The organism is Streptomyces sp. NPDC001530 (assembly GCF_042894545.1).
Classification (GTDB): Bacteria; Actinomycetota; Actinomycetes; order Streptomycetales; family Streptomycetaceae; genus Streptomyces.
The window spans coordinates 248,882-274,035 of the sequence record NZ_JBIAVS010000003.1; the positions used below are offsets into that span (position 1 = coordinate 248,882).

Here is a 25,154-nt window from a genome sequence, read left to right on the forward strand (position 1 = left end):
CTCAACCTCCGCCCTCACACAGCCCTGCGTCCGCCGCCGCACCGTCCGCCGCTACTCGGCAATCTCGCGCAGCAGCTCCGGCGGGGGGGTGCCGACCGGCTCCCGTACGGCCTCGTCGGCCCGCTCGTCGTACGGTGTCGGCTCGGCGTTGACGATGACGAGCCGCGCGCCGTGGTCGGCGGCGACACCGGCCAGGCCCGCCGCGGGCTGTACCTGGAGGCTGGTCCCGACGGCGATGAAGATCTGGCAGGCCTTGGTGATGGCGACCGCCTCGCCCAGTACCACTGGATCGAGCCGCTCGCCGAACATCACCGTCGCCGACTTGAGGATCCCGTCGCACCTCAGGCACGGCGGGTCGTCCTCGCCGGCCTCGACCCGCGCGAGCGCGTCCTCCATGGGCGCCTTCGCATGGCAGTTGGTGCACACCACGGTCCGCGCGGTCCCGTGCAGCTCCAGCACCTTCCGCGCCGGCATACCCGCGAGCTGGTGCAACCCGTCCACGTTCTGCGTGATCACCCGCACCGGTACCCCGGTCCGCTCCAGCTCGGCCACCGCGCGATGCGCCGCGTTCGGCTCCGCCTTCAGCGTCCTGTTCTTCCGCCGCATCTGCCACGAACGGCGCCGGATCTCCGGATCGCCCATGTACTACTCGTACGTGACGAGCTTGTCGGCCTCCGGGTCCCGCCGCCACAGCCCGTTCGGCGCGCGATGGTCCGGGATCCCGGAGTCGCAAGGCATCGGTGGAGAACCCCTCGAAGCCGCGGAAGTTATCCTGCCCAGGCAGGGCGTGCTGCTCGGTGGACGAAGTCGGCACAGATGCCGACTGACGCAGGCGCCGGGACCAGGGTCCGCGCGACAGCGCGCGTCCTGCGGGTTCTGTGCGCGTCAGGGGGCGGGAATGAACGGTCTTGAAGTCGGCCAAGTCGGAACCGAATTCGAACCCGGACAGGAAGCGGGGGTGGTCCGGCTGGAGAGGCACCGGGCTGAGCTGATCGGCTACTGCTACCGGATGCTGGGATCGGTCTTCGAAGCGGAAGATGCCGTGCAGGAGACCATGGTCCGGGCTTGGCGCAGCCTCGAGCGGTTCGAGGAACGGTCGTCGCTGCGGTCATGGGTCTATCGAATCGCCACCAACGTCTGCCTCGACGCACTCGCCGCCGGTAAGCGCCGGGCCCGCCCGATGGACCTCTCCGGCCCGACCGGCGGCGCCACTTCACCAGGCACGCCACTGGACACCGGCCTCTGCATCGAACCGTGTCCGGCTGCTCTGATCCGCACGACGGACAATCCCGCAGAGGCGGCCGAGGTTGGCGAATCGGTGCACCTCGCGTTCATCGCCGCGCTGCAGCACCTGCCGTCCAAGCAGCGCGCGACTCTCCTGCTGCGGGAGGTCATGGGCTTCTCGGCGCGGGAAGTCGCGGACCTGCAGGGCTGCACTGTCGCCTCAGTCAACAGCGCACTCCAGCGCGCCCGTGCCACACTCGCCGCCCGGCGCGAAGCGACCAACGACACGGCGGTACGGCCGCCCAGCACCGTCCAGCAGGTACTGGCGAAGCGGTATGCGACAGCCTTCTCCGGCTTCGACATGGAGGAGCTGAGCATGCTGCTGCATGTGGACGCCACCATGTCTCTGCCGCCGTACGCCCTGTGGATGCAAGGCGTCTCGGACATCCGAGCGTGGCTGACCGGACCAGCCGTCGGCTGCCGGGGGTCACGTCTGATTCCCACCTTCGCGAACGGCTCGCCGGCGTTCGGCCAGTACCGGCCCAGCATCGACGGCGCGGGGTTTGAGCCCTGGGCGCTTCAGGTCATCGACTTCTCCGGGGACCGGATCACGGACATCAGCGTCTTCCGCGACACCGAGCGCCTGTTTCCGCTGTTCAACCTGCCTGCCCACATCAACGCGTAGGAGAGTCGGCTCCCGTGGCAGGGCTGCCCGAGATCTGAAGTGTGACGCAGCACACCTTCACCGGCCGATGACACGAGTCGCGCCCGCCGGTCATACAGGCGACAACACTGCCCCGCTGCCGGATGGACGTGTGGCGCGGCGGGCAGTCCAGGAACATCGAGCACAGACAGACGGGACACTGCGGACATGACTGACACCGTCAAGGGCCCTGCCAGCTATTTCCCTTCCATCGAGAATAAGTACGGTCGCCCGATAGCGGAGTGGAAGGACCTTATCCACTCCTCGCCGCTGACCAAGCACATGGAGCTGGTGAATTGGCTCAAGACCGAGCATGGGCTCGGCCACGGCCACGCCAACGCCCTCGTCGCACACACCCTCGCAGAGGCCCGCGGCAAGTAGGTGCCCACCATGGCATGAGGCATGAGCTGTCCGAACGCGTCGGCCGGTCCGCACGCAGCCCGAACAGCCGAAACGGCCCGCCAGAAGATCCGACGGACTGTCATTGTCCTCCGATCAGGGGCGGCGGCCCGCAAGGACGCAGAACTCGTTGCCCTCTGGGTCGGCAAGTGTGACCCAGCTGTCATCGCCCGTTTGGCCGACGTCGGTGTGCCGAGCACCTAGGTCGAGCAGGCGACGGACCTCTTCGTCCTGCTCCCTGTCCGTTGGGTTGACGTCGATGTGGAGCCTGTTCTTGACGGTCTTGCCCTCGGGCACGCGCGCAAATGCCAACGTCGGTGGCACTGGACCAAGGCGCTCCTTGCCTTCAGGCACCATAGGGGAGCCAATTGCGATATATCCGTCGTCTTCGTCTTGCACCTCGTAGTCAAGGACCGCGCACCAGAACCGGGCGAGACCGTTGGGATCGGCACAGTCGATCGCAAGCTCGGTGAACTTACTGGCCATGTCAGGACCTCCCAGGGTGTGGCGGAACAGGTTGACTTCGACGGCGAGGGCGTCGCCGTCGCCGTCGCCGTCGCCGTCGACAATGGTGGCGCGGTAGAGATGTTCGTACGGCAGCGTGCCGAAGAACCCCTCGACCACGCCATTGGTTTATTGGCTCTCACCCGTGTACGGACGTGACGGAACAGCGGGTCGTCGTCGGCGAACGCGTCAGCGAAGGTCACGCCAGTTGCCCACCGTCGCCGAGGGCACCCCATGCCGACGTGCTGCCTCGGCCAGCGACAACTCGCCCTTCAACACGGCCAACACGGCCTGGATCTGCTCGTCCACCGACACCTGCCGTGACGGCTTGTGCTGTCTGCTGACCCAGCCATCCTTACCGACCCCTCAACTCAACCCCCTGCCGGAAAGTTTGACTCACTCCAGGCAGCTCGAACCGAATGGGTGTTCCCTCATTCGGGTCGAGACACCGGCGCTGACGCGCTGCGCAAAATGTTCTCGTTAGGGCTGTAACTCTCAGCTCCGGGCGATGCAGATCGTGCAGTAGTGCTGGTTGGCGGAAGTAACCCACCAGTGAGGCCGACTTGCGTCAGGAAGACGGACCTACTGGTTGTGCTCAGCACCGAGCGTGCGCAGCAGCTTGGGCAAGGCGGTGCCGATGGGTTCGCGGATCACTTCGTCGGCGCGGTCGTCGTACGGTGTCGGGTCGGCGTTGACGATGATGACCCGTGCGCCGTTGTCGGCGGCGACGCCGGCGAGCCCGGCGGCGGGCTGCACCTGCAGACTGGTGCCGACGGCGAAGAACACGGTGCAGGCCTTGGTGATGGCGAGCGCCTCACCGATGACGGCCGGGTCCAGCCTCTGGCCGAACATCACGGTCGCCGACTTCAGGATGCCGCCGCACTCCAGGCAGGGCGGGTCCTCCTCCCCGGCCTCGACCCGTGCCAGCGCGTCCTCCATGGGCCCCCGGGCGTGACACTTCGTGCACACGACGCTGCGCGCGGTGCCGTGCAGTTCCAGCACCTTGCGAGCGGGCATCCCGGCGAGCTGGTGCAGGCCGTCCACGTTCTGCGTGATCACCCGCACCGGGATCCCGGACTTCTCCAGCTCGGCGACGGCCAGGTGCGCGGCGTTGGGCTCGGCCTTCAGCGTCCGGTTCTTGCGCCGCATCTGCCAGGACCGGCGCCGGATCTCCGGGTCGCCCATGTAGTACTCGTACGTCACGAGCTTCTCGGCCTCGGGATCCCGCCGCCACAGCCCGTTCGGCCCGCGATAGTCCGGGATCCCGGAGTCGGTGGAAATACCGGCACCGCTGAGAATGGCGACGAGGGGCTTGGTCATGTCACCGAGGGTAGGCCCGGGGTTCCGGGTGCGGCGAACGGATATCGGTTTGCCGGGAGTCCCCGGTGTTAGGGTCCGCCCATGGCCAAGGTCACCGTCTCGCTCGATGCCGAACTCGTCGTGGAAGTCATGGTGCTCGCGGGCGTGGGCAACCCCCAGGACGCCGTCGAACTCGTCGTACGCGACTACATCGAGCGCGGTCACCGCACGGAGGCCAGGGTCACGGAACGTGACGAGGCGCTGCGTGCGGTGGACGCCGAGCCGCGGGACGTCGAGGGCTGAACCGCGCCCGGGTCAGCCCACCCGGTGGCCGTTCTCCAGCTCCGCCGTCCCCGCGCCCTCGGCCAGTACGTCGAGTCCGGCGAGCACGCGCCGCCCCAGGGCACCCGGCAGATACTCGGTCAGCTCCTCCCGCGGGACGAGACGCCAGGACAGCAGCTCCTCCTCCTGCAGCCGGATCGCCTTGAGGTCGTCCTCGCCGAGGACCCCGCCGTCGTACAGGTAGGCCACCAGCGGGGGTCGCGCCGTCCCGTGCACCCAGTCGACCGCGAGGAGCCGGCCGAGCTCGACGTCGAGGCCGATCTCCTCGGCCGTCTCGCGGCGCGCGCCCTGCCGGGGGGTCTCCCCGTCGTCCGACTCGACGGTGCCGCCCGGAAGGGCCCAGCCCTCACGGTAGTTCGGCTCGACGAGCAGCACCCGGCCCTCGGCGTCGCGGAAGAGGGCGGCGGCCCCGGCGAGAACGCGGGGCAGGCCCGCGATGTACGTGGCGAAGTCTGGAGTGGTCATCCACGAAGGGTAACGAGAGTCGTCATACGCCAGGGGTCACGAGCTTGCGCAGGCGTTCCTCGGAGTCGCTGCCCGGTTCGGCGAAGTGGCAGATCAGGCTGAGCCGGGGCGCCTCCTCCAACGCCAGCCGTACGTACGACACTTCGAGGTCGCCCACCTCCGGGTGCCGGTAGCGGCGTACGGAGGAGCGGAACTCGACGACGTCGTGGGTCTCCCAGGCCTGAGCGAAGTACGGGCTGGTGTCGATGAGTTCGGCGACCAGTTCGGACAAGCGCGGGTTGTCGAGTTCGTACGCCGCCTGCTGGCGCAGCAGACCGGCCATCCAGCGGGCCTCGCTGTCCCACTCCGGCATCAGCGCGCGGATCTGCGGGACGCGGAACAGCATCCAGGCGCTGTTGAGTTCGCGGCGCGGGCGGTCCAGCAGGGCCGGGCCGAGGATCCGCTCCTGTGCCGGGTTCCAGGCGAGGATGTCGAAGCAGCGGTCGATGACGAACGCCGGGTTGGGCATGAGGGTGTCCAGGAAGGTGCGGACGGCGTCCGGGACCTCCATCGAGCGTTCGGCGGGCTGGGGCACCGGAAGGCCCGCGAGCCGGAAGAGGTGCGCCCGTTCCACCTCGTCGAGCTGGAGGGCGCGGGCCAGGGCGAGCAGGATCTGCGGGGAGACATGGATGTCGCGGCCCTGTTCGAGCCAGGTGTACCAGGTCAGGCTCACGCCGGAGAGCAGCGAGACCTCCTCGCGGCGCAGTCCGGGAGTACGGCGACGGCCACCCGGTGGCAGCCCGGTGCCCGCGGGGTCGGCGCGCTCACGGCGGGAGCGCAGGAAGGCCGCGAGGGCCTTGCGGCCGTGATCGTCGGGTACCTGTCCGGGTCCAGGTCGCGGTACTGGTGTCGCTGCCACCAGTAAATTCTGCACTCTTCAACGGGGGTGCGGCCTGGCGGAGGGTGGGAGGGACCGCGAAGCGAAAGTGAACCCCCTTGTGAAAGGCGGCCCTTGTGGCTGAGCTGACCCCTCCCCGAACCGTTCTGATCACCGGCGCCACCGGTGGCGTGGGTGGCGCCCTCGCGCGGAGGCTGAGCGCCGACGGCTGGATCGTGTACGCCGCGCACCGCACACCCGCGGACGCCGAAGCGCTGCGCGACGCAGGCCTCACCCCCGTCCTTCTCGACCTCACCGACGAGGAGTCCATCGCGGCGGCCGCGGACGTCGTGGGCTCCCGCCTCGACGCCCTGGTGAACAGCGCGGGCATCATGGGGCAGGGCCCCGTCGAACTGGTGCCGGCCGAGGCCTGGCGCCGCCAGTTCGAGATCAACGTGACCGGGCAGGCGGCGGTGATCCGCGCCTTCCTGCCCGCGGTGCGTGCCGCCGGCGGCCGGATCGTGAACCTCGGTGCCGTCTCCGCCCGCGTCACCCCGCCCTTCTTCGGCCCGATCGCCGCATCCAAGGCCGCCCTGTCGGCACTCACCCAGGCCCTGCGGATGGAACTCCGCCACCAGGGTGTCCAGGTCTCGCTCGTCGAGCCGGGGGCCATGGACACCGCCATCTTCACCACGGCGGACAAGGCGAGCGCCGACACGGGCTGGGCGGGCTCGGCCGAGACCCAGCACCGGTACGCGGCCGCCCTGGACGCCGTACAGGCCGCGGCGGCCCGCCAGCCGCTGGGACCTGTGGCCCCGGCCGTCAACGCGGTCGTGCGCGCCCTCACCGCCCGCCGACCCGACAACCTCTACACCACCGGACGCGACGGACGCGCCCTCGCCCTGCTCCGCTTCCTCCCAGGCGGCCTGCGCGACCGGCTGCTGCTGCGGGCGATGGGGGTGACGGCTGCTGTCTTCAGGACGCGTGCGCCCGCCGCGCTCTAGGCTTCGGCCTCCGCCAGCGCGACCGTGCGCGATGCCAGCTCGCTGATCCGTACGCCGTCGAAGCCGAACACCGCGCTGCGGACGGTGTCCTCCAGCGGATCCTTCCACTGGGAGGGGACCGCCGCGGCCCCGCACAGGACGCCCGCGACGGAGCCCGCGGTCGCGCCGTTCGAGTCGGTGTCCAAGCCGCCGCGGACGGTCAGCGTGATGGTGCGGGTGAAGTCGCCGTCGCCGTACAGGAGCCCCGCGGTGAGGACCGCGGCGTTCGGGATCGTATGGATCCAGCCCAGGCCCGCGGTCTCCTCGCCCACCGTGCTGAGCGTGTCCTCCCAGGTCATCCGGGTCTCGTGGAGCGTGAGCACCCGGCGCACGGTGCGCGAGAGGCGGCTGCTCGCCGGGATCACCGTGAGCGCGGTGTCCAGCGCGTGCCGCACGGTCGGAGCGGTGAAGGCCGCCGAGATGAGCGCGGCCGCCCACATCGCGCCGTACACGCCGTTGCCGGTGTGGGAGAGGACGGCGTCCCGGCGGGCCAGGGAGGCCGCGCGGCGCGGCAGCCCCGGGCAGGTCCAGCCGTAGACGTCGGCGCGGATGAGAGCGCCGATCCATTCCTGGTAGGGATTGTCGTACGTCGCGGTCAGCGGGGGTTTGAGCCCATTGGCGAGGTTGCGGTACGCGGCCCGCTCCGCTGTGAACGTCTGCAGATACGGCAGCCGCAGCAGCCACAGATCACCGACCTGCTCCGTGCTGAACGAGAACCCGTGGGTCTCCAGGAGGTCGAGCCCGAGGATCGCGTAGTCGACGTCGTCGTCGCGGCAGCTGCCGTGGATACGGCCGCGAACGCACTGCCGCCACTCGGGCCGCAGCTCGAATTCGTCGTTCGCCGCGCTGTCGCCGACGGGCTCGGGGAGGTAGTCGGTGAGCGGCAGGGCCGCGGCCTGCCGCAGATAACGGTCGATCCGGTCCCGCGTCCAGTGGTCGCCCTGCTCGACCGGCTTGCCGAGCATGTTGCCCGCGATCCGGCCCAGCCAGCCCCCGAGGACGCGGTCGGCAAGCTCAGTGCCCACAGGGGTCATAGCTCCGGTTTACCCAATTCCGGGCGGGCGCGCGCGGTATTGCGAGAGCCGGGCGATTCCTGGGTGTGCGTGATTCCGCGGGCTGGGCGGGGCATGACGGCGGGGGCTTCCGCCGGTTAAGGTCGCAGCGGCGCGACTGCCTTGACGTGAGCAAGGCCCGGAAAGCAAGGGGAATGCAAGGTGGCGGACGCTGCTGTGAATCGGACCCCGCGTGTGCTCATCGCCGCGGACAAGTTCAAGGGATCGCTGACGGCCGTTCAGGTCGCGGAGCGGGTGACGGCCGGACTGCGCCGGGTCGCGCCGCGGGTCGAGGTCGAGGCGCTGCCCGTGGCCGACGGCGGCGACGGCACCGTCGACGCGGCGGTCGCGGCCGGTTTCGAGCGGCGTGAGGTGCCGGTCGCCGGGCCGCTGGGCGACCAGGTCACGGCGGCGTACGCGCTGCGCGGTGACACCGCGGTGGTGGAGATGGCCGAGGCGAGCGGGCTGCAGCGGCTGCCCGCCGGGGTCTTCGCGCCGCTCACGTCCTCGACGTACGGCTCCGGGGAGCTGCTGCGCGCCGCGCTGGACGACGGGGCGCGGACGATCGTGTTCGGCGTGGGCGGCAGTGCCACGACGGACGGCGGGGCGGGCATGCTGTCCGCGCTCGGCGCGCGCTTCCTGGACGCGGACGGGGAGCCGGTGGCTCCTGGCGGTGCCGCGCTGCGCGACGTAGTCAGCGCCGATCTGTCCGACCTGGACCCCCGACTCTCCTCGATCGACTTCGTCCTCGCCAGCGACGTGGACAACCCGCTGACGGGTCCCAAGGGCGCCCCCGCCGTGTACGGCCCCCAGAAGGGCGCGAGCCCCGATGACGTGGCGACGCTGGACGCGGCGCTCGCCCACTTCGCCACGGTCCTGGAGAAGGCGCTCGGTTCCCGGGCCGCCGAGTTCGCGGCCGCGCCAGGCGCCGGGGCCGCGGGCGGCATCGGATACGGGGCTCTGGTGCTCGGCGCCCGTTTCCGCCCCGGCATCGAGGTCATGCTCGACGTCCTCGGCTTCGCGCCCGCGCTGGAGCGTGCCACGCTGGTGATCACCGGCGAGGGGTCCCTCGACGAGCAGACCCTCCACGGCAAGGCTCCCGCCGGGGTCGCCGCCGCAGCCCGCGCGGCGGACAAGGAGGTCGTCGCGGTCTGCGGCCGCCTCGCCCTTCGCCCCGAGGCGCTCGGCAAGGCCGGCATTCGCCGCGCCTACCCCCTTACCGAGGTCGAGCCCGACATCGCGAAGTGCATCGCGGACGCCGGGCCGATCCTGGAGCGGGTGGCGGAGAACATCGGGCGGGACTTCTTGGGAGGCTGAGCAGGGGTTTCTTCGCCCCCGCGCCCCTGAAGGGGCGCGGGGAACTGCGCGACCAGCCCCCACGCACCCGCAGCTGGGCGAAAAGACCGAAGGGCCCCGAACCACACAGGTTCGGGGCCCTTCAGTCACGTACAACGGGCTACCGCTACGGCAGCTGCGCCGCGCGAGCCTCGCGCCGGTTGTCCCGGAAGTTGTTCACCCTCCGAGCCGTGGCAAAGAGGGGAATCACCGCACCCATGACGAGCTGCAGCGCACAGCCCGTCTGAAGGAGCAGCTGCCCGCTCGGGGCGTCGAACGCCCAGGCCGCCAGCAACCCCATGCTGAGCACGATCCAGGAGAGCATCGCCACCGCGAGGCGCCCCCGCGGCTTCGGGTACTCGACCCGGCTCACCATCAGCCACGCGGTGCCCAGGATCGCCATGAGCGTCGCCACGAAGGGAAGCTCCAGCAGCACGATCGACACCACCGTCAGCGCGCCGAACGGCGACGGCATGCCCTGGAACGTGCCGTCCTTGACCGTGACGCAGGAGAACCGCGCGAGGCGCAGGACGACCGCGAGCAGGACCACGATCGCCCCGACCGCCGCCACCCGCTGATGCGCGTCGTCCGCGACCATGCCGTAGACGAGTACGAAGTACGCCGGCGCCAGCCCGAAGCTGATCAGGTCGGACAGGTTGTCCAGCTCCGCGCCCATGGGGGAGGAGCGCAGTTTGCGGGCGACCAGACCGTCGAAGAGGTCGAAGACCGCCGCGCACAGCATCAGGATCACCGCCGTGGCCGCGCTGTGGCGGGCCATGCCGGTCTCCTGGTCGCCGGTGAGGTGCGGGATCAGGATGCCGGTGGTGGTGAAGTACACCGCCATGAAGCCGCACGTGGCGTTACCGAGGGTGAGGGTGTCCGCTATTGAGAGGCGGAGCGAGAGGGGCATCTCCTCCTCGTCGTCCACCTCGTCGGCTTCCGGCACCCAGCCGGCCTGTGTCTCGGGATCAATCACGGTCAATTCGAGTCACCCCAGCCACGGTCTTCTGACCGACCTCCACGTCGACGTCAACACCCTCGGGGAGGTAGATGTCGACGCGCGAGCCGAAGCGGATCAGACCGATCCGGTCGCCCTGCTCGACCTTCGTGCCCTGGGGGATGTACGGCACGATACGCCGGGCGACCGCTCCGGCGATCTGGATCATCTCGATGTCGCCGAGTTCGGTGTCGAAGTGCCAGACGACACGCTCGTTGTTCTCGCTCTCCTTGTTGAACGCCGGAACGAACCCACCGGGGATGTGCTCGACCGAGGCCACCGTGCCGGAGAGCGGCGCGCGGTTGACGTGGACGTTGAGCGGGCTCATGAAGATCGCGACGCGGGTGCGTCCGTCCTTCCACGGCATGATGCTCTGCACCACACCGTCGGCGGGCGAGATGACCCGGCCCTGGGCGATCTCGCGCTCGGGGTCGCGGAAGAACCACAGCATGCCCGCCGCGAGCGCGGTGGCGGGTACGGCCACGGCCTTGGCGGCGCCGGAGCGGCGCGCGCGGGCGAGGCTGAGTGCTGCGGTGGCAACGGTCGGGAGAAGCCACGGCGATGCTCCGCGCGCGAGGCGGACCCGGCCGCGTGGTGCAGAGGTTTGGCTGTGGGGCATGGATGACCTTCGTAGCGGATGATGCCGCGCTGTGACGGGGGACGGCGGCTTTCCCGGGATCGTACCGGTCGCGGGCCACAACTGGGCAAGCCAGGAAGTCGAGTCGGCGGCCGAAGAGTGTTGACGGGGTGTGATCTTCTTCTCGAAGAAAACACCCCGAACCCGGACATCTAGCCCTGGAGTCGATACTCTTCGAGCAGCCTGCGGCCGATGATCATTTTCTGGATTTCGGCGGTACCTTCACCGATCAGCAGCATCGGGGCCTCACGGTAGAGGCGCTCGATCTCGTACTCCTTGGAGAAGCCGTAGCCGCCGTGGATCCGGAAAGCATCCTCCACGACCTCCTTGCAGTACTCGGAGGCGAGGTACTTCGCCATCCCTGCTTCGAGGTCATTTCGTTCGCCAGAGTCCTTTTTGCGTGCCGCGTTCACCATCATGGCATGGGCCGCCTCGACCTTGGTAGCCATCTCGGCGAGCTTGAACTGGATGGCCTGGTGCTGCGCGATCGGCTTGCCGAAAGTGTGACGTTGCTGGGCGTACGAGACACCCAACTCGAACGCACGCTGTGCGACGCCGCAGCCACGCGCCGCCACGTTGACGCGGCCGACCTCCACTCCGTCCATCATTTGGTAAAACCCTCGGCCGGTGGTCCCGCCGAGTACACGATTGGCCGGAATGCGCAGTCCGTCCATGATGAGCTCGGTCGTGTCGACGCCCTTGTAACCCATCTTGTCGATCTTCCCGGGGATGGTGAGGCCGGGGCGGACCTCTCCGAAGCCGGGCTCCTTCTCGACCAGGAAGGTCGTCATCGACTTGTGGGGCGCGGTGCCCTCGGGGTGTCCTTCGTCACTTCGTACGAGAACGGCCACGAGCGTCGAGGAGCCGCCGTTGGTCAGCCACATCTTCTGACCGTTCAGGACGTACTCGTCGCCGTCCTTGACCGCCTTCGACGTGATCGCCGACACATCCGAGCCAAGACCCGGCTCCGACATCGAGAAGGCCCCACGCACCTCGCCGAGCGCCATGCGCGGCAGGAAGTAGTCCTTCTGCTCCTGCGTGCCGTGCTGCTTGAGCATGTACGCCACGATGAAGTGGGTGTTGATGATGCCGGAGACCGACATCCAGCCGCGGGCGATCTCCTCGACGCAGAGCGCGTAGGTGAGGAGCGACTCGCCCAGGCCCCCGTACTCCTCGGGGATCATCAGGCCGAAGAGGCCCAACTCCTTCAGCCCGTCGACGATCTGCTGCGGGTACTCGTCGCGGTGCTCCAGCTCGGTCGCGACCGGGATGATCTCCTTGTCCACGAAGTCGCGGACGGTGGAGAGGATCTCCTGCTGGATGTCGGTCAGACCGGCGGTCTGGGCGAGTCGCGCCATGGCTACTTCTCCGTATTCTTTTCCGCAGGTGCGGTCAGTTCTGGACGGCCGGGCTGCTCGCCGCCGCGCTCCTTGATGTACGTCTCGGTGGGGACCATCACCTTGCGGCGGAACACGCAGACCAGCGTGCCGTCCTGCTTGTAGCCCTTGGTCTCGACGTAGACGATTCCGCGGTCGTTCTTGGACTTCGACGGTGTCTTGTCAAGGACCGTCGTCTCGCCGTAGATCGTGTCGCCGTGGAAGGTCGGCGCCACATGACGCAGCGACTCGATCTCCAGGTTGGCGATCGCCTTGCCCGACACGTCCGGCACGGACATGCCCAGCAGCAGCGAGTAGATGTAGTTCCCGACTACGACGTTCTTCCCGAAGTCCGTCGTGTTCTCCGCATAGTTGACGTCCATGTGGAGCGGGTGGTGGTTCATCGTCAGGAGACAGAAGAGGTGGTCGTCGTACTCCGTGACCGTCTTCCCGGGCCAGTGCTTGTAGACCGCGCCGACCTCGAACTCTTCGTAGGTGCGTCCGAACTGCATGGTGCTCAGGCCTCCGGGGCTTCGAACTTGGACGTGCGCTGCATGCCGGCGGCCCGGCCCTTGCCCGAGATGACCAGCGCCATCTTGCGGCTGGCCTCGTCGATCATCTCGTCGCCGAGCATCGCGGAGCCCTTCTTGCCGCCCGCCTCGGACGTGTAGTACTCGTACGCGTCCAGGATCAGCTCGGCGTGGTCGAAGTCCTCCTGGGAGGGCGAGAAGATCTCGTTGGCCGCGGCGACCTGGTCCGGGTGCAGCACCCACTTGCCGTCGAAGCCGAGGGCGGCGGCGCGCTGGGCGACCTCGCGGTAGCCCTCCTGGTTGCGGATCTGCAGGTAGGGGCCGTCGATCGCCTGGAGGTTGTGCGTGCGCGCGGCCATCAGGATGCGCATCAGGATGTAGTGGTACGCGTCCGCGGGGTAGCCCGGGGGCTGCTCGCCCACGACGAGCGACTTCATGTTGATCGACGCCATGAAGTCGGCCGGGCCGAAGATGATGGTCTCTACACGCGGTGAGGCAGCGGCGATCTCGTCAACATTGACCAGACCCTTCGCGTTCTCGATCTGCGCCTCAATACCGATCTTGCCGACCTCGAAGCCCATCGTCTTCTCGATCTGCGTCAACAGCAGATCAAGAGCCACGACCTGCTGCGCGTCCTGCACCTTCGGCAGCATGATGCAGTCAAGGTTCTGGCCCGCGCCCTCGACCACGGTCACGACATCGCGGTACGTCCACTCGGTCGTCCAGTCGTTGACGCGCACGACCCGCGTCTTGCCGGTCCAGTCGCCCTCGTTGAGGAACTTGACGATGGTGTGCCGCGCCTCGGGCTTGGCGAGCGGGGCGCACGCGTCCTCCAGGTCGAGGAAGACCTGGTCCGCGGGGAGGCCCTGAGCCTTCTCCAGGAAGCGGGGGTTGCTCCCCGGCACCGCGAGGCAGGAGCGACGCGGACGCAGACGGTTGACGGGCGTGGTCATGCGGGGACCTCCAGGGGGTCGAGCTTGTTCGCTTTGCGGATCTCGTCGACGATACGGCCGATGATTCCGGTGATGTCGAAGTCCTTCGGGGTGAAGACCGCGGCCACTCCCGCGGCCCGCAGCTGTTCGGCGTCGGCGTTCGGGATGATCCCGCCCGCGATCACCGGAATGTCGGCGGCGCCGGCCTCGCGCAGCCTCTCCAGCACGTCCGGCACCAACTGGGCGTGCGAGCCGGACAGGATGGACAGTCCGACACCGTGCACGTCCTCGGCGACGGCGGCGTCCACGATCTGCTCGGGCGTCAGCCGGATGCCCTGGTAGACCACCTCGAACCCGGCGTCGCGGGCCCGCACGGCGATCTGCTCGGCGCCGTTGGAGTGCCCGTCCAGACCCGGCTTGCCCACCAGGAAGCGGAGCTTGCCGACGCCCAGGTCCTTCGCGGTCAGCTCCACCTTGCGGCGCACCAGGGCGAGCGCGGTGCCCTCCTCGGCGGTGACCGCGACGGGCGCGGACGAGACACCGGTCGGCGCGCGGAACTCGCCGAACACCTCGCGCAGGGCCCCGGCCCACTCGCCGGTCGTGACGCCAGCGCGGGCGCACTCCAGGGTGGCCTCCATGAGGTTGTCGGTGCCCTTGGCGGCCTCCTTCAGCCGCTCCAGCGCCTTGCAGGGGCGCGGGTGGTTGAAGGGCGGCTGGTAGCGCGTGTCGCGCCAGTTCTGGAGTGCGGAGATCACGCGGGCCTCGACCGCAGGGTCGACCGTCTGGATCGCCGCGTCCAGGTCGGCCGTGAGGGGGTTCGGCTCGGTCGACTCGAAGATGTTGACGCCGATGATCTTCTCTTGACCGGACTCGATACGGCCCCGGCGCTCGGCGTGCGAGGACACGAGCTGCGACTTCAGGTAGCCCGACTCGACGGCGGCCATCGCGCCGCCCATCTCCTGGATCCGTTCGATCTCGGCCAGCGACTCCTCGACGAGGGCCGACACCTTGGCCTCGATCACATGCGAGCCCTCGAAGATGTCCTCGTACTCCAGCAGGTCGCTCTCGTGCGCGAGCACCTGCTGGATGCGCAGCGACCACTGCTGGTCCCAGGGCCGGGGCAGGCCCAGCGCCTCGTTCCAGGCGGGAAGCTGCACGGCACGCGCGCGTGCGTCCTTCGAGAGGGTCACGGCCAGCATCTCGAGCACGATCCGCTGGACGTTGTTCTCCGGCTGCGCCTCGGTCAGACCGAGGGAGTTGACCTGGACGCCGTACCGGAAACGCCGCTGCTTGGGGTCCTCGATGCCATACCGCTCGCGCGTGATCTTGTCCCAGATCCGCCCGAACGCCCGCATCTTGCACATCTCCTCGATGAAGCGGACACCCGCGTTCACGAAGAAGGAGATACGCGCGACGACCTCACCCTTGCGGTCCTCGGCGATCTGCCCGGACGCGAACACCGCGTCCAGGACGGCGATCGCGGTGGACATCGCGTACGCGATCTCCTGGACCGGCGTGGCGCCCGCCTCCTGCAGGTGGTAGCTGCAGATGTTGATCGGGTTCCACTTCGGGATGTGGTTCACCGTGTACGTGATCATGTCCGTCGTCAGACGGAGCGAGGGACCCGGAGGGAAGACATGCGTCCCTCGCGACAGGTACTCCTTGACGATGTCGTTCTGGGTCGTCCCCTGGAGCTTGGTGATGTCCGCACCTTGCTCCTCTGCGACGACCTGATAGAGCGCCAGCAGCCACATGGCGGTGGCGTTGATGGTCATCGAGGTGTTCATCTGCTCCAGGGGTATGTCCTGGAACAGCCGGCGCATGTCACCGAGGTGCGAGACCGGGACCCCGACCCGGCCGACCTCGCCGCGGGCGAGGATGTGGTCGGGGTCGTAGCCGGTCTGCGTCGGCAGGTCGAAGGCCACGGAGAGGCCCGTCTGACCCTTGGCGAGGTTGCGCCGGTACAGCTCGTTCGACGCCTCAGCCGTGGAGTGACCGGCGTACGTACGCATCAGCCACGGCCGGTCCTTCTGGCGCTCTGTCATCGGTGAACCTCAGATGTTCCGGAAGCGGTTGATGGCGTCGATGTGCTGGGCGCGCTTCTCCTCGTCGCGCACGCCCAGGCCCTCGCGGGGCGCCAGCGCGAGCACGCCGACCTTGCCCTGGTGGAGGTTGCGGTGCACGTCGTAGGCGGCCTGCCCGGTCTCCTCCAGGGAGTACACCTTGGAGAGCGTCGGGTGGATCTTGCCCTTGGCGACGAGCCGGTTGGCCTCCCACGCCTCGCGGTAGTTGGCGAAGTGCGAGCCGATGATGCGCTTCAGCGACATCCACAGGTAGCGGTTGTCGTACTCGTGGTTGTAGCCCGAGGTCGAGGCGCAGGTGACGATGGTGCCGCCCTTGCGGGTCACGTACACACTCGCGCCGAAGGTCTCGCGCCCGGGGTGCTCGAAGACGATGTCGACGTCCTCGCCACCGGTCAGCTCACGGATGCGCTTGCCGAAGCGCTTCCACTCCTTCGGGTCCTGGGTGTGCTCGTCCTTCCAGAACTTGTAGCCCTCGGCGTTGCGGTCGATGATCGCCTCGGCGCCCATCTTCCGGCAGATGTCCGCCTTCTGCTCGCTGCTCACGACACAGATCGGGTTGGCGCCACCGGCGAGCGCGAACTGGGTGGCGTACGAGCCGAGTCCACCGCTCGCGCCCCAGATGAGCACGTTGTCGCCCTGCTTCATGCCGGCGCCGTTCCTCGACACCAGCTGGCGGTACGCGGTGGAGTTCACGAGGCCCGGAGCGGCCGCCTCCTCCCAGCTGAGGTGGTCCGGCTTCGGCATCAGCTGGTTGGACTTGACGAGGGCTATCTCGGCGAGGCCGCCGAAGTTGGTCTCGAAGCCCCAGATGCGCTGCTCCGGGTCGAGCATCGTGTCGTTGTGGCCGTCGGAGGACTCCAGCTCGACGGACAGGCAGTGCGCGACGACCTCGTCACCGGGCTTCCAGGCGTTGACGCCCGGGCCGGTGCGCAGGACGACGCCGGCGAGGTCGGAGCCGATGATGTGGTACGGCAGGTCGTGGCGCTTGGTGAGCTCGCTGAGCTTGCCGTAGCGCTCCAGGAAGCCGAAGGTCGGCAGCGGCTCGAAGATCGAGGTCCACACCGAGTTGTAGTTGACCGAGGAGGCCATGACGGCCACCAGGGCCTCGCCGGGGCCGAGCTCCGGCACCGGCACGTCGTCCAGGTGGATCGACTTGCGGGGGTCCTTGTCGCGGGTGGCGAGCCCGGCGAACATCTCCGTCTCGTCCTTGTGCACGGTGATCGCGCGGTACGACTCGGGAAGCGGCAGAGCGGCGAAGTCTGCGGACGTGGAGTCCGGTGACTGAATCGCGTCCAGGATTTCCTTCACGGTGTTGCCTCCGGCGATGAGCGTCCTGAGGGGGGACGCTGAGGGTTACGTCGGTGCTGCTGCTGGGGGTGAGGGGTGTGCCGTCGGTTCGGCGGAGGTGGTGCTGTGGCAGCGCTTTGTGGCGCGGAGGTTGCCTGTGACGCAGGCGTCCGGGCGCGCTCGCCATTGGCTTGCGGGGACAGCCGGCGTACGAAAGGTCTCTGCACGCCGGCCGCCCGGACACCTTCAACGTATGGCACGGCGTGTCACCCCGCAAGGCACGGAGTGCCAGAAGTTGCGCTCAGGTGAAATCTTTACGTAACACGTGAGCGATGATCGATCAGAGTGCGCGATGATCGATCGAATCGAGGGAACAAAAACGCCGGACGCGCTCAAATCGAGCCCGTCCGGCGATGGAGGAGAAGCGGCGAAGCCGCGGTTCTGTGAGGGAAGTCGCTCAGGCCGTTCCGGTCGCTACGACCGTTCCTTGAGCGCCTGCTCGATGGTGCGCATCACCTGGTCCAGCGGGGCATCGACCCGCGCCACGGTCACCAGAACGTCCCCCTCCGTGAAGGAGGAAGCCGGCGCCGACCTGGGTGCGGCCTCGCGCCCGGCGCCGATCCCGGATCCGAACGTCTTGCGGACGATCGCGAAGGCGTGGTCCAGCTGGGCCTCGACATCCCCCTGGCCGCCGGCCCGCAGCCAGCGTCGTAGGACATGGTTGTGCGCCGTGACCACGGCCGACGCGGCGACCTCCGCGAGCAGCGGGTCGTCGTTGGCGTCGTCGTCGTGGGCGTGCTCGTCGAAGTGGCCCAGGAGATAGCGGGTGAAGAGCCGCTCGTAGCGGGCCACCGAGGCGATCTCGGCCTCGCGCAGCGTCGGCACCTCGCGCGTCAGCTTGTAGCGCGAGACGGAGATCTCGGGCCGCGCCGCGTACATCCGCATGACTTCCTTGATGCCACGGCACACGGTGTCGAGCGGGTGCTCGTGCGCGGGTGCCGCGTTGAGCACCGCCTCAGCCCGGATCAACGTGTCGTCGTGGTCGGGAAAGATCGCCTCTTCCTTGGAACGGAAGTGGCGGAAGAAGGTGCGGCGGGCCACCCCGGCCCGGGCTGCGATCTCGTCGACGGTGGTCGCCTCGTACCCCTTGGTCGCGAACAGCTCCATGGCCGCGGCCGCCAGCTCGCGGCGCATCTTGAGCCGTTGCGCGGCCGCGCGACTGCCTGCGGCACTTTCCGGCGCGTCGGGCGTAGCTGGTGTACGTGAGGACTTGGCGGGCTGGGACATGACCCGAACGTACTGCATGGGCGCAGGAGAGCGCGCATGTCCGGGGATCCCCCCGCCCTCGACGGGCGGGGGGTTTCCGGTCGGGCCGAGCAGTCCGCCCCAGTCGGCGCTGTCTCTGAACCAGTCGCCCGGACGCTCAGCGCCGGGCATATTCGCGGAAGCCGCGGCCCGTCTTGCGGCCGAGGCAGCCCGCGGCCACCAGGTGCTCCAGGAGCGGCGCCGGGGCCAGGCCCGGGTCGCGGAACTCGCGGTGCAGAACCTTCTCGATGGCCAGGGAGACGTCGAGCCCGACCACGTCCAGGAGTTCGAACGGGCCCATCGGGTAGCCGCCGCCGAGCTTCATCGCCGCGTCGATGTCGTCGAGGGACGCGTAGTGATCCTGCACCATCTTGATCGCGTTGTTCAGGTACGGGAACAGCAGCGCGTTCACGATGAAACCGGCCCGGTCGCCGCAGTCCACCGGGTGCTTGCGGATCTTCGCGCAGACCTCCCGCACGGTGGCGTGCACGTCGTCCGCGGTCAGCACGGTCCGGACGACCTCGACGAGCTTCATCGCCGGGGCCGGGTTGAAGAAGTGCATGCCGATCACGTCCTGCGGGCGCGAGGTGGCGCGGGCGCAGGCGACGACGGGGAGCGAGGAGGTGGTGGTGGCGAGGATCGCTCCGGGCTTGCAGACCTTGTCGAACGTGGCGAACAGCTGCTGCTTGATCTCCAGGTCCTCGGCGACCGCCTCCAGTGCCAGATCCACCTCGGCGAAGGCGTCGTACGAGCCCGCCGGGGTGATCCGCTCCAGGGTCTGTGCCGCCGCCTCGGCCGTCATCCGGCCCTTGTCGACAGAGCGCGAAAGCGACTTGCCGATACGGGCCTTGGCGGCCTGCGCCTTCTCCTCGCTGCGGGCGGCGAGCACGACCTCGTACCCGGCCTTCGCGAAGACCTCGGCGATACCGGACGCCATCGTGCCGGAGCCCGCGACGCCGACGGAGCGGACGGTGCGGCCCGGGGCGAGCGCGGCCCCCTCCAGCGGCGTCAGCGCGTCCCGCACGACGGTGGCGCTGCCGGGAGCCTCGTACGAGTAGAAGCCGCGCCCCGACTTCCGGCCGGTCAGGCCCGCCTCGCTGAGCTGCTTGAGGATGGGTGCGGGGGCGTGCAGCCGGTCGCGCGACTCGGCATACATGGCCTCCAGGACCGTCCGCGCGGTGTCGACGCCGATCAGGTCGAGCAGCGCCAGCGGGCCCATGGGAAGCCCGCAGCCGAGCTTCATCGCGGCGTCGATGTCCTCGCGGGAGGCGTACTTCGCCTCGTACATCGCGGCGGCCTGGTTCAGGTAGCCGAACAGCAGCCCGTCGGCGACGAATCCGGGCCGGTCGCCGACCGCGACGGGCTCCTTGCCGAGTTCGAGGGCGAGATCGGTGACCGCGGCCACCGCGCCCGGCGCGGTGAGCACCGACGAGACGACCTCGACGAGCCTCATCGCGGGCGCCGGGTTGAAGAAGTGCAGACCGAGCACGCGCTCCGGACGGGCCGAGTCGGCGGCGAGACGCGTCACGGACAGGGCGTTGGTGCCGGTCGCGAGGATCGTCTCCGGGCGCACGATGCCGTCGAGGGCGCGGAAGACCTGCTGCTTGATGTCGTACGACTCCGGCGTCACCTCGATGACCAGGTCGGCGTCGGCCGCGGCCTGCAGATCGGTGAACGTGCGGAAGCGGGACAGGATGTCGCCGCGCTCCTGCTCGGTGATGCGCTCGCGGCGCACGCCGCGGGCGGTGGAGGCTTCGAGTGCCGTGACGGCCTGGGCGGCCGCGGCCTCGCTGATGTCGATGCCGATGACTTCGCGGCCGGCCCGGGCGAGGACCTCGGCGATGCCGGTGCCCATGGTGCCGAGGCCGACGACGGCGACGGTCTTGAGCGGGGACAGAGGGGTGTCGGACAGGGGAGTGGCCATCGCGGGACTCCAGGGAGAGGGTGACGACTGAGGAGCGCACGAGGGTGCGCCAACAGGCGCACACAGTGCGGAGGTTGCGGGTGTTGCCGGGCTGACGAGCGCACACGCCCGGTGCCGTCCGAAGGCGTCGATGAACGGACGCCGCGTGGAACGGTGATGACCGACCGGCCCTGTCCCGGAGCCGTGTCGTACGCAGGTACCTGAGGTACCGAACCGACTGCTCTCGTGGTGGCTGCGTCACCAGGCCACCGCAAGATAAAGCGCGAGTGGGTAACTCGCTCGTCTGAGCTTAACCCGCGGGTAACGAGCGCGCCAGCCCCGAGTTTGTGATGTACGTCCCCGCGCCTCACCGGCTTCTCTAGGCTCGGCGCCATGGACGAAGCGTTGCGATCACTCACGGAGCGTTTACGGACCGAGGCCGGGGCCTCGGCGGCGTACGACCGCCTCATGGCGACCGAGGACCTCGACGAACTGGCGGCCGCGCTGACCGCGCCAGGGCAGCCGCTGTGGGCCAGGGAGCTGGTCGCCTTCCGGCTCGGGGTCGCCGGGGACCGGCGGGCCTTCGAGGCGCTCGTCCTGCTGCTCAACCACCGCGATCCGCAGCGCTGCGCGTCCGCCGCGTACGCCCTGGCCCGGCTCGGCGACCCCCGCACGGCCCGCGCGGCGGCCGCGCTCGCCACGAACGAGCTGCGTGTGGCCTACGCGCTCCATCCGGTACGGCTCCTGGTCGAGCTGCGCGCTCCCGAGGCCGTGCCCGCGCTGATCACCACCCTGGAACGCAGGCTGCGCCCGCACGACCCGTACCGCAGGGTCGCGCTCGCCTGCGTGGAGGGCCTGGGCGCGCTGGGGGACGTACGCGCGCGACCCGTCCTGAACGAGGCGCTGGCGCATCCGGCACTGGCGGAGGCGGCCGTCCATGCGCTGGAGCGGCTGCACAAGGGGAGTGCGTAGGCGTACGTCAGTCGAGTGCGGCGTCGGTCAGTGCGCGCACGTAACGCACCTCGGGCACCGCGACACCCTCCACGTCGAAGGGCTCCTCGGCGCCGTCGGGGCCGAACCCGGCCCGCTCGTAGAAGCGGCGGGCCGGGCCGTTCTCCTTGAGCACCCACAGCAGCATCCGCTCGTGCCCGGCCGCCGCGCACCGGTCGACCGACTCCCGCAGCAGTGCGCGCCCCACCCCCTCCCCGAAGCGGTCGGGATGCACGTAGATCGCGTACAACTCGATGTCGCCCGTGCGGACTTCGCCGTCCCGGTACGGTCCGTGGCAGGCCCAGCCGATCACCTCGCCGTGCTGCTCCGCCACCAGGTTCACGATCTCGGCGTCGCCCTGCTCGATGCGCGCGCGACGCCGCGCCGCGTCCTCCTCCACGCTGAGCGCGTCGAGATACGGCTGGGGTATCAGCCCCTTGTACGCGGTCTGCCAGCCACGGATGCGGATCTCGGCCACACGTCGGCAGTCGTCGAGGGTCATCTCGCGGATGGTGGTGGGGTCGTCCATGGCGGAACCCTAGGCGCCGGTGAGCGGCGGATGCCTCTCGATTACCCGGGCAGAACCGCGTACGCCTCGATCTCCATCAGGAACTCCGGGCGGACCAGCCCGGCGACCTGGACCGCCGACGCGGCCGGGAGGCGGTCCGCGGGTATGTACGCGTCGCGGGCGGCGCGGATCGCGGGCATGTGGGCCATGTCCGTGACGAAGAAGGTGAGTTTGACGACGTCGTCGAAGGTGGCGCCCGCGGCGGCGAGGCAGCGGCGCAGGTTCTCGAAGACCTGACGGGCCTGCGCGTCCGGGTCGCCCTCGCCGACGAGCTTGCCGTCCTCGTCGAGGGCGAGCTGGCCCGAGATCGCCACGAAGCGGCCCGTGCCCATGACGACGTGGGTGTAGGCGGCGGCGGGGGCGACCCCGTCGGGGGCGGAAACGCGCGTCAGCTCACTCATGCGTCCATGGTGGACCATGGGTCTGACAACGCCCCCGACGGGCCGCAGCTCAGCGGGAGTTCAGCCCCGGAAGCCGAGCAGTCCGTGCAGCGCCGAGCCGCGCGAGGCGGTGGACGCCTTCTTGGTCGTCAGCGGCTCCGGGTCGGGCAGCGTCTTGCACACCGCGTCGACCTCGCCACCGCTGTGCGGCACCTTGCCGTTGGTCAGATACGCCGCCAAGTGTTTGTCCAGGCAGGCGTTGCCGCTCAGCGTGATGCCGTGGTTCCCACCGCCCTGCTCGACCACCAGGCTGGAACCGCGCAGCTGGTGATGGACGGTGACACCGCCCTCGTACGGGGTGGCCGCGTCGTTCGTGGCCTGGAAGAGCAGCGTCGGCGGCAGGGCGTCGTTGGAGACGTTCACGGGCTGGAGCGAGTCCGTCGGCCAGAAGGCGCACGGCGCGTTGTACCAGGCGTTGTTCCAGGCCATGAACGGTGCCTTGTCGTACACCGCCCAGTTGTCCTTGCGCCACTGGTTCCAGTCGCGCGGCCAGGATGTGTCACGGCACTGCACCGAGGTGTAGATGCTGTAGCCGTTGTCGCCCGAGGCATCGACGGCGCCGAACTTCTTGTACGCAGCGAGGAGCGGGTCCGAGTTCTTGTCGTTCACATAGGCCGCGAACGCCTCGGCGAGGTAGGGCCAGTAGCCGTTGTAGTAGCCGCCGGGGATGAAGGTGTCCTCCAGTTCGGAGGCGCCCACCTTCTTCTGCGCGGGCTTCTTGGCGAGCGCCGCGCGCATCGCGTACCACTTGGCCTCGACCTTGGCCGGGTCGGTGCCGAGCTTGTACGTCGCGTTGTGTTTGGCGACCCAGGCGAGGAACGCCAGGTGGCGGTCGTTGAAGGCGTAGTCCTGTCCGATGTTGTCGTCGTACCACACGCCGGTGGGGTCGACGATGGAGTCCAGGACCAGGCGGCGTACGCGGTTCGGGTGGAGCTTCGCGTACACGGCGCCCAGGTAGGTGCCGTACGAGTAGCCGAAGTAGTTGATCTTCTTGGCGCCCAGTGCGCTCCGGATCGAGTCCATGTCCTGGACCGCGCTCACCGTGTCGATGTACGGCAGCAGGCTCGCGTACTTCTTGCCGCACGCCTTGGCGAAGGCCTTGGCGCGGTCGAGGTTGGCCTTCTCGATGGCCCAGGTGGTGGGGACGGAGTCGGGGCGTACCGGGTTGAAGTGCCCGGGCTTGCAGTCCAGAGCGGGCTTGCTGGCACCGACGCCGCGCGGGTCGAAGCCGATGACGTCGTACTGCGCCGCCACCTTCTTCGGCAGCGAGGACGCGACGAATCCGGCCAGGTTGAGCCCGCTGCCGCCGGGTCCGCCAGGGTTGACGAGCAGGGGGCCCTGGTACGTCTTCGCGGTGTGCGGAACGCGGGACAGGGCGAGTGTGATCCGCTTGCCGTACGGGTGGGAGTGGTCCAGCGGCACCTTCAGGGACGCGCACTGGAGCGTTGGATAGTTGCTGGTGCCGCACTTCTTCCAGGTGAGCTTCGCGGTCTGGGTGGTGCGCGGTGCGGTCGCGGAGCCGGCGCTCGCGTCGGCCGGGATCGACGTGATCATCCCGGCCACCACGGCGGCTGCCCCGCACAGAGCAGCTGCGCGTTTCGTCATAAGGCCTCCCAGGACGGAGGGTTTTGAGCCGTGCACGCCACGACCCTCGCCGCATCGTCCCGGAAAGGGAGGCCGGAAGAACTCGTTCTGACAAGACTTGACCCGATTGAGCCGCCGGATGCGCTCGGATGCCGTCAGGACTGATCTCAGGTGCCGTCAGAAAGGTCACGAACGATCATCAAAGGAGCGTCAGCTGAGTCGCCTCCGGGGTCGCGGGCGGCTCGGCGGGGACGCTGATCCTGCGGGGCATTCCCGTGCGTGTGGGGCCGATGCCGTATTCCTTTGCCAGCTCATGCACCTGACGGGTGATCCGGCGCTGGTACCACTTCGGGGCGTACGCGCCCTCCGCGTACAGCCGCTCGTAACGCCGTACGAGATACGGGTGATGGCGCTCCAGCCAGGCCATGAACCACTCGCGCGCGCCGGGCCGCAGATGCAGCACGAGCGGGGTCACCGAGGTGGCGCCGGACGCCGCGATCGCCCGTACGGTGGCGCGCAGTTGGGCCGGATGGTCCCCCAGGAAGGGGATGACGGGAGCCATCAGGACACCGCAGCCGATGCCGTGGTCCGTCAGGGTGCGCACGACGTCCAGGCGGCGCTCCGGGGCCGGCGTGCCCGGCTCGACGGTGCGCCACAGCTCGGGGTCGGTGAAGCCCACGGAGACGGAGATGCCGACGTCGGTGACCTCGGACGCCTGCTTCAGGAGGTCGAGGTCGCGCAGGATCAGCGTGCCCTTCGTCAGGATCGAGAAGGGGTTCGCGTGGTCGCGCAGCGCGGAGATGATGCCGGGCATCAGCCGGTAGCGGCCCTCCGCCCGCTGATAGCAGTCGACGTTGGTGCCCATCGCGATGTGCTCGCCGTGCCAGCGCGGTGAGGCGAGCTGCCGGCGCAGCAGTTCCGGCGCGTTGACCTTCACCACGATCTGGGAGTCGAAGTCGAGTCCCGTGTCGAGGTCCAGATAGCTGTGCGTCTTGCGTGCGAAGCAGTACACGCACGCGTGCGTGCACCCCCGATAAGGGTTGACCGTCCACTCGAAGGGCATGCGCGAAGCCCCCGGCACCCGGTTCACGATCGACCGTGCCCGGATCTCGTGGAAGGTGATCCCGCGGAACTCCGGAGTGTCGAAGGTGCGGGTGGTCACCGCGTCCGCGCCGAACAGCGCGGCATCCCGGGCGGGGTCCCCGGCGGGGTCCACTGTGAGGTTCTCCCAGCGCATGACGCCTCCTCGATAGCACTGGCCACAGAATAGAACACATGTTCCCTTGATCGTGCGACCTC

At 69.1% G+C, this 25,154-nt stretch carries 25 protein-coding genes and 1 pseudogene; 6 read left to right on the forward strand and 20 right to left on the reverse strand.

Annotated features, from left to right (window positions below; all coding sequences use genetic code 11):
* Positions 1-51 precede the first annotated feature (51 nt).
* Positions 52-738 (reverse strand): annotated as a pseudogene (locus tag ACFY0T_RS06690) (Sir2 family NAD-dependent protein deacetylase).
* A 160-nt stretch (positions 739-898) separates the two neighbouring features.
* Between ACFY0T_RS06690 and ACFY0T_RS06695 the strand changes: the two are divergent.
* Both ACFY0T_RS06695 and ACFY0T_RS06700 read left to right on the forward strand, forming a co-directional pair.
* The gene (locus ACFY0T_RS06695; protein WP_388865232.1) at positions 899-1,909 is read left to right on the forward strand and encodes a sigma-70 family RNA polymerase sigma factor; all 1,011 of its coding nucleotides are present in this window, start codon (positions 899-901) and stop codon (positions 1,907-1,909) included.
* A gap of 186 nt (positions 1,910-2,095) precedes the next feature.
* Positions 2,096-2,308, forward strand: a complete 213-nt coding sequence (locus tag ACFY0T_RS06700) for a DUF4287 domain-containing protein (RefSeq protein WP_388865234.1) — start codon at positions 2,096-2,098, stop codon at positions 2,306-2,308.
* 114 nt (positions 2,309-2,422) lie between these two features.
* Here ACFY0T_RS06700 and ACFY0T_RS06705 read toward each other — a convergent pair whose 3' ends face one another.
* From ACFY0T_RS06705 to ACFY0T_RS06715, 3 genes are all read right to left on the reverse strand, one after another.
* On the reverse strand, positions 2,423-2,812 hold the full coding sequence (locus tag ACFY0T_RS06705; RefSeq protein WP_388865691.1) for a VOC family protein: 390 nt from the start codon (positions 2,810-2,812) through the stop codon (positions 2,423-2,425).
* 207 nt (positions 2,813-3,019) lie between these two features.
* On the reverse strand, positions 3,020-3,139 hold the full coding sequence (locus tag ACFY0T_RS06710; protein WP_388865235.1) for a helix-turn-helix domain-containing protein: 120 nt from the start codon (positions 3,137-3,139) through the stop codon (positions 3,020-3,022).
* A gap of 273 nt (positions 3,140-3,412) precedes the next feature.
* The gene (locus tag ACFY0T_RS06715; protein WP_388865237.1) at positions 3,413-4,150 is read right to left on the reverse strand and encodes an NAD-dependent deacetylase; all 738 of its coding nucleotides are present in this window, start codon (positions 4,148-4,150) and stop codon (positions 3,413-3,415) included.
* A gap of 81 nt (positions 4,151-4,231) precedes the next feature.
* Here ACFY0T_RS06715 and ACFY0T_RS06720 point away from each other — a divergent pair, with 81 nt between their 5' ends.
* Positions 4,232-4,432 carry a DUF2191 domain-containing protein gene (locus tag ACFY0T_RS06720; protein ID WP_388865239.1) on the forward strand — a complete coding sequence of 67 codons (201 nt, stop codon included), beginning with the start codon at positions 4,232-4,234 and terminating at the stop codon, positions 4,430-4,432.
* Between the two features lie 12 nt (positions 4,433-4,444).
* Here the strand turns inward: ACFY0T_RS06720 and ACFY0T_RS06725 are convergent, their stop codons facing one another.
* Both ACFY0T_RS06725 and ACFY0T_RS06730 read right to left on the reverse strand, forming a co-directional pair.
* Complete coding sequence (locus ACFY0T_RS06725; RefSeq protein WP_388865241.1) at positions 4,445-4,936, reverse strand: NUDIX domain-containing protein; 492 nt, start codon at positions 4,934-4,936, stop codon at positions 4,445-4,447.
* 22 nt (positions 4,937-4,958) lie between these two features.
* A complete protein-coding gene (locus tag ACFY0T_RS06730; RefSeq protein WP_388865243.1) occupies positions 4,959-5,834 on the reverse strand; it encodes a helix-turn-helix transcriptional regulator in 876 nt (291 codons plus the stop codon).
* 95 nt (positions 5,835-5,929) lie between these two features.
* Here ACFY0T_RS06730 and ACFY0T_RS06735 point away from each other — a divergent pair, with 95 nt between their 5' ends.
* Entirely contained in the window at positions 5,930-6,796 is an 867-nt protein-coding gene (locus ACFY0T_RS06735; protein WP_388865244.1) for an SDR family NAD(P)-dependent oxidoreductase, read from the forward strand.
* On the opposite strand, the gene ACFY0T_RS06740 is transcribed toward ACFY0T_RS06735, so the two are convergent.
* Positions 6,793-7,869: an ADP-ribosylglycohydrolase family protein gene (locus ACFY0T_RS06740; protein ID WP_388865246.1), complete on the reverse strand. Its 1,077-nt coding sequence runs from the start codon at positions 7,867-7,869 to the stop codon at positions 6,793-6,795. The two genes, ACFY0T_RS06735 and ACFY0T_RS06740, sit on opposite strands and share 4 nt — an antisense overlap.
* Before the next feature lie 195 nt (positions 7,870-8,064).
* Here ACFY0T_RS06740 and ACFY0T_RS06745 point away from each other — a divergent pair, with 195 nt between their 5' ends.
* Positions 8,065-9,204 carry a glycerate kinase gene (locus ACFY0T_RS06745; protein ID WP_388865248.1) on the forward strand — a complete coding sequence of 380 codons (1,140 nt, stop codon included), beginning with the start codon at positions 8,065-8,067 and terminating at the stop codon, positions 9,202-9,204.
* A 145-nt stretch (positions 9,205-9,349) separates the two neighbouring features.
* On the opposite strand, the gene pssA is transcribed toward ACFY0T_RS06745, so the two are convergent.
* The 9 genes from pssA to ACFY0T_RS06790 all read right to left on the reverse strand — a co-directional run bounded on the left by pssA (position 9,350) and on the right by ACFY0T_RS06790 (position 20,294).
* Positions 9,350-10,168 (reverse strand): CDP-diacylglycerol--serine O-phosphatidyltransferase, encoded by an 819-nt coding sequence (gene pssA, locus ACFY0T_RS06750; RefSeq protein ID WP_388865694.1) that lies wholly within the window; start codon positions 10,166-10,168, stop codon positions 9,350-9,352.
* A gap of 22 nt (positions 10,169-10,190) precedes the next feature.
* Positions 10,191-10,838, reverse strand: coding sequence for a phosphatidylserine decarboxylase (locus ACFY0T_RS06755; protein WP_388865250.1), 648 nt, complete (start codon positions 10,836-10,838; stop codon positions 10,191-10,193).
* A gap of 170 nt (positions 10,839-11,008) precedes the next feature.
* Positions 11,009-12,214, reverse strand: a complete 1,206-nt coding sequence (locus ACFY0T_RS06760) for an acyl-CoA dehydrogenase family protein (protein WP_327433252.1) — start codon at positions 12,212-12,214, stop codon at positions 11,009-11,011.
* A gap of 2 nt (positions 12,215-12,216) precedes the next feature.
* A complete protein-coding gene (locus ACFY0T_RS06765; protein WP_388865253.1) occupies positions 12,217-12,744 on the reverse strand; it encodes a MaoC family dehydratase in 528 nt (175 codons plus the stop codon).
* A gap of 5 nt (positions 12,745-12,749) precedes the next feature.
* The gene (locus ACFY0T_RS06770; RefSeq protein WP_369250215.1) at positions 12,750-13,715 is read right to left on the reverse strand and encodes a CoA ester lyase; all 966 of its coding nucleotides are present in this window, start codon (positions 13,713-13,715) and stop codon (positions 12,750-12,752) included.
* Positions 13,712-15,739 (reverse strand): protein meaA, encoded by a 2,028-nt coding sequence (locus ACFY0T_RS06775; protein WP_388865255.1) that lies wholly within the window; start codon positions 15,737-15,739, stop codon positions 13,712-13,714. The genes ACFY0T_RS06770 and ACFY0T_RS06775 overlap by 4 nt, the downstream gene beginning before the upstream one ends.
* Before the next feature lie 9 nt (positions 15,740-15,748).
* Positions 15,749-17,086 (reverse strand): crotonyl-CoA carboxylase/reductase, encoded by a 1,338-nt coding sequence (ccrA, locus tag ACFY0T_RS06780; protein ID WP_388865257.1) that lies wholly within the window; start codon positions 17,084-17,086, stop codon positions 15,749-15,751.
* 453 nt (positions 17,087-17,539) lie between these two features.
* On the reverse strand, positions 17,540-18,352 hold the full coding sequence (locus ACFY0T_RS06785; protein WP_388865259.1) for a TetR family transcriptional regulator: 813 nt from the start codon (positions 18,350-18,352) through the stop codon (positions 17,540-17,542).
* 136 nt (positions 18,353-18,488) lie between these two features.
* Positions 18,489-20,294, reverse strand: coding sequence for a 3-hydroxyacyl-CoA dehydrogenase family protein (locus tag ACFY0T_RS06790; protein ID WP_388865261.1), 1,806 nt, complete (start codon positions 20,292-20,294; stop codon positions 18,489-18,491).
* Between the two features lie 372 nt (positions 20,295-20,666).
* Here ACFY0T_RS06790 and ACFY0T_RS06795 point away from each other — a divergent pair, with 372 nt between their 5' ends.
* Complete coding sequence (locus tag ACFY0T_RS06795) at positions 20,667-21,245, forward strand: adenylosuccinate lyase (protein WP_388865262.1); 579 nt, start codon at positions 20,667-20,669, stop codon at positions 21,243-21,245.
* A 7-nt stretch (positions 21,246-21,252) separates the two neighbouring features.
* Here the strand turns inward: ACFY0T_RS06795 and ACFY0T_RS06800 are convergent, their stop codons facing one another.
* From ACFY0T_RS06800 to ACFY0T_RS06815, 4 genes are all read right to left on the reverse strand, one after another.
* On the reverse strand, positions 21,253-21,792 hold the full coding sequence (locus ACFY0T_RS06800) for a GNAT family N-acetyltransferase (RefSeq protein WP_388865264.1): 540 nt from the start codon (positions 21,790-21,792) through the stop codon (positions 21,253-21,255).
* Positions 21,793-21,833: 41 nt separating this feature from the next.
* Complete coding sequence (locus tag ACFY0T_RS06805; RefSeq protein ID WP_388865266.1) at positions 21,834-22,232, reverse strand: RidA family protein; 399 nt, start codon at positions 22,230-22,232, stop codon at positions 21,834-21,836.
* Between the two features lie 60 nt (positions 22,233-22,292).
* Positions 22,293-23,876, reverse strand: a complete 1,584-nt coding sequence (locus ACFY0T_RS06810; protein WP_388865268.1) for an alpha/beta hydrolase — start codon at positions 23,874-23,876, stop codon at positions 22,293-22,295.
* 178 nt (positions 23,877-24,054) lie between these two features.
* The gene (locus ACFY0T_RS06815; RefSeq protein ID WP_388865270.1) at positions 24,055-25,092 is read right to left on the reverse strand and encodes an Rv2578c family radical SAM protein; all 1,038 of its coding nucleotides are present in this window, start codon (positions 25,090-25,092) and stop codon (positions 24,055-24,057) included.
* Between the last annotated feature and the right edge of the window lie 62 nt (positions 25,093-25,154).

Bases quoted from the DNA above. Each gene is read 5' to 3' on its own strand.
- ACFY0T_RS06800 (WP_388865264.1), bottom strand. From the start codon at position 21,792: ATGGACGACCCCACCACCATCCGCGAGATGACCCTCGACGACTGCCGA.
- ACFY0T_RS06810 (WP_388865268.1), bottom strand. From the start codon at position 23,876: ATGACGAAACGCGCAGCTGCTCTGTGCGGGGCAGCCGCCGTGGTGGCC.
- ACFY0T_RS06720 (WP_388865239.1), top strand. From the start codon at position 4,232: ATGGCCAAGGTCACCGTCTCGCTCGATGCCGAACTCGTCGTGGAAGTC.
- ACFY0T_RS06770 (WP_369250215.1), bottom strand. From the start codon at position 13,715: ATGACCACGCCCGTCAACCGTCTGCGTCCGCGTCGCTCCTGCCTCGCG.
- ACFY0T_RS06795 (WP_388865262.1), top strand. From the start codon at position 20,667: ATGGACGAAGCGTTGCGATCACTCACGGAGCGTTTACGGACCGAGGCC.
- ACFY0T_RS06705 (WP_388865691.1), bottom strand. From the start codon at position 2,812: ATGGCCAGTAAGTTCACCGAGCTTGCGATCGACTGTGCCGATCCCAAC.
- ACFY0T_RS06775 (WP_388865255.1), bottom strand. From the start codon at position 15,739: ATGACAGAGCGCCAGAAGGACCGGCCGTGGCTGATGCGTACGTACGCC.
- ACFY0T_RS06755 (WP_388865250.1), bottom strand. From the start codon at position 10,838: ATGCCCCACAGCCAAACCTCTGCACCACGCGGCCGGGTCCGCCTCGCG.
- ACFY0T_RS06695 (WP_388865232.1), top strand. From the start codon at position 899: ATGAACGGTCTTGAAGTCGGCCAAGTCGGAACCGAATTCGAACCCGGA.
- ACFY0T_RS06715 (WP_388865237.1), bottom strand. From the start codon at position 4,150: ATGACCAAGCCCCTCGTCGCCATTCTCAGCGGTGCCGGTATTTCCACC.
- ACFY0T_RS06785 (WP_388865259.1), bottom strand. From the start codon at position 18,352: ATGTCCCAGCCCGCCAAGTCCTCACGTACACCAGCTACGCCCGACGCG.
- ACFY0T_RS06725 (WP_388865241.1), bottom strand. From the start codon at position 4,936: ATGACCACTCCAGACTTCGCCACGTACATCGCGGGCCTGCCCCGCGTT.
- ACFY0T_RS06700 (WP_388865234.1), top strand. From the start codon at position 2,096: ATGACTGACACCGTCAAGGGCCCTGCCAGCTATTTCCCTTCCATCGAG.
- ACFY0T_RS06740 (WP_388865246.1), bottom strand. From the start codon at position 7,869: ATGACCCCTGTGGGCACTGAGCTTGCCGACCGCGTCCTCGGGGGCTGG.
- ACFY0T_RS06765 (WP_388865253.1), bottom strand. From the start codon at position 12,744: ATGCAGTTCGGACGCACCTACGAAGAGTTCGAGGTCGGCGCGGTCTAC.
- ACFY0T_RS06760 (WP_327433252.1), bottom strand. From the start codon at position 12,214: ATGGCGCGACTCGCCCAGACCGCCGGTCTGACCGACATCCAGCAGGAG.
- ACFY0T_RS06815 (WP_388865270.1), bottom strand. From the start codon at position 25,092: ATGCGCTGGGAGAACCTCACAGTGGACCCCGCCGGGGACCCCGCCCGG.
- ACFY0T_RS06790 (WP_388865261.1), bottom strand. From the start codon at position 20,294: ATGGCCACTCCCCTGTCCGACACCCCTCTGTCCCCGCTCAAGACCGTC.
- ACFY0T_RS06805 (WP_388865266.1), bottom strand. From the start codon at position 22,232: ATGAGTGAGCTGACGCGCGTTTCCGCCCCCGACGGGGTCGCCCCCGCC.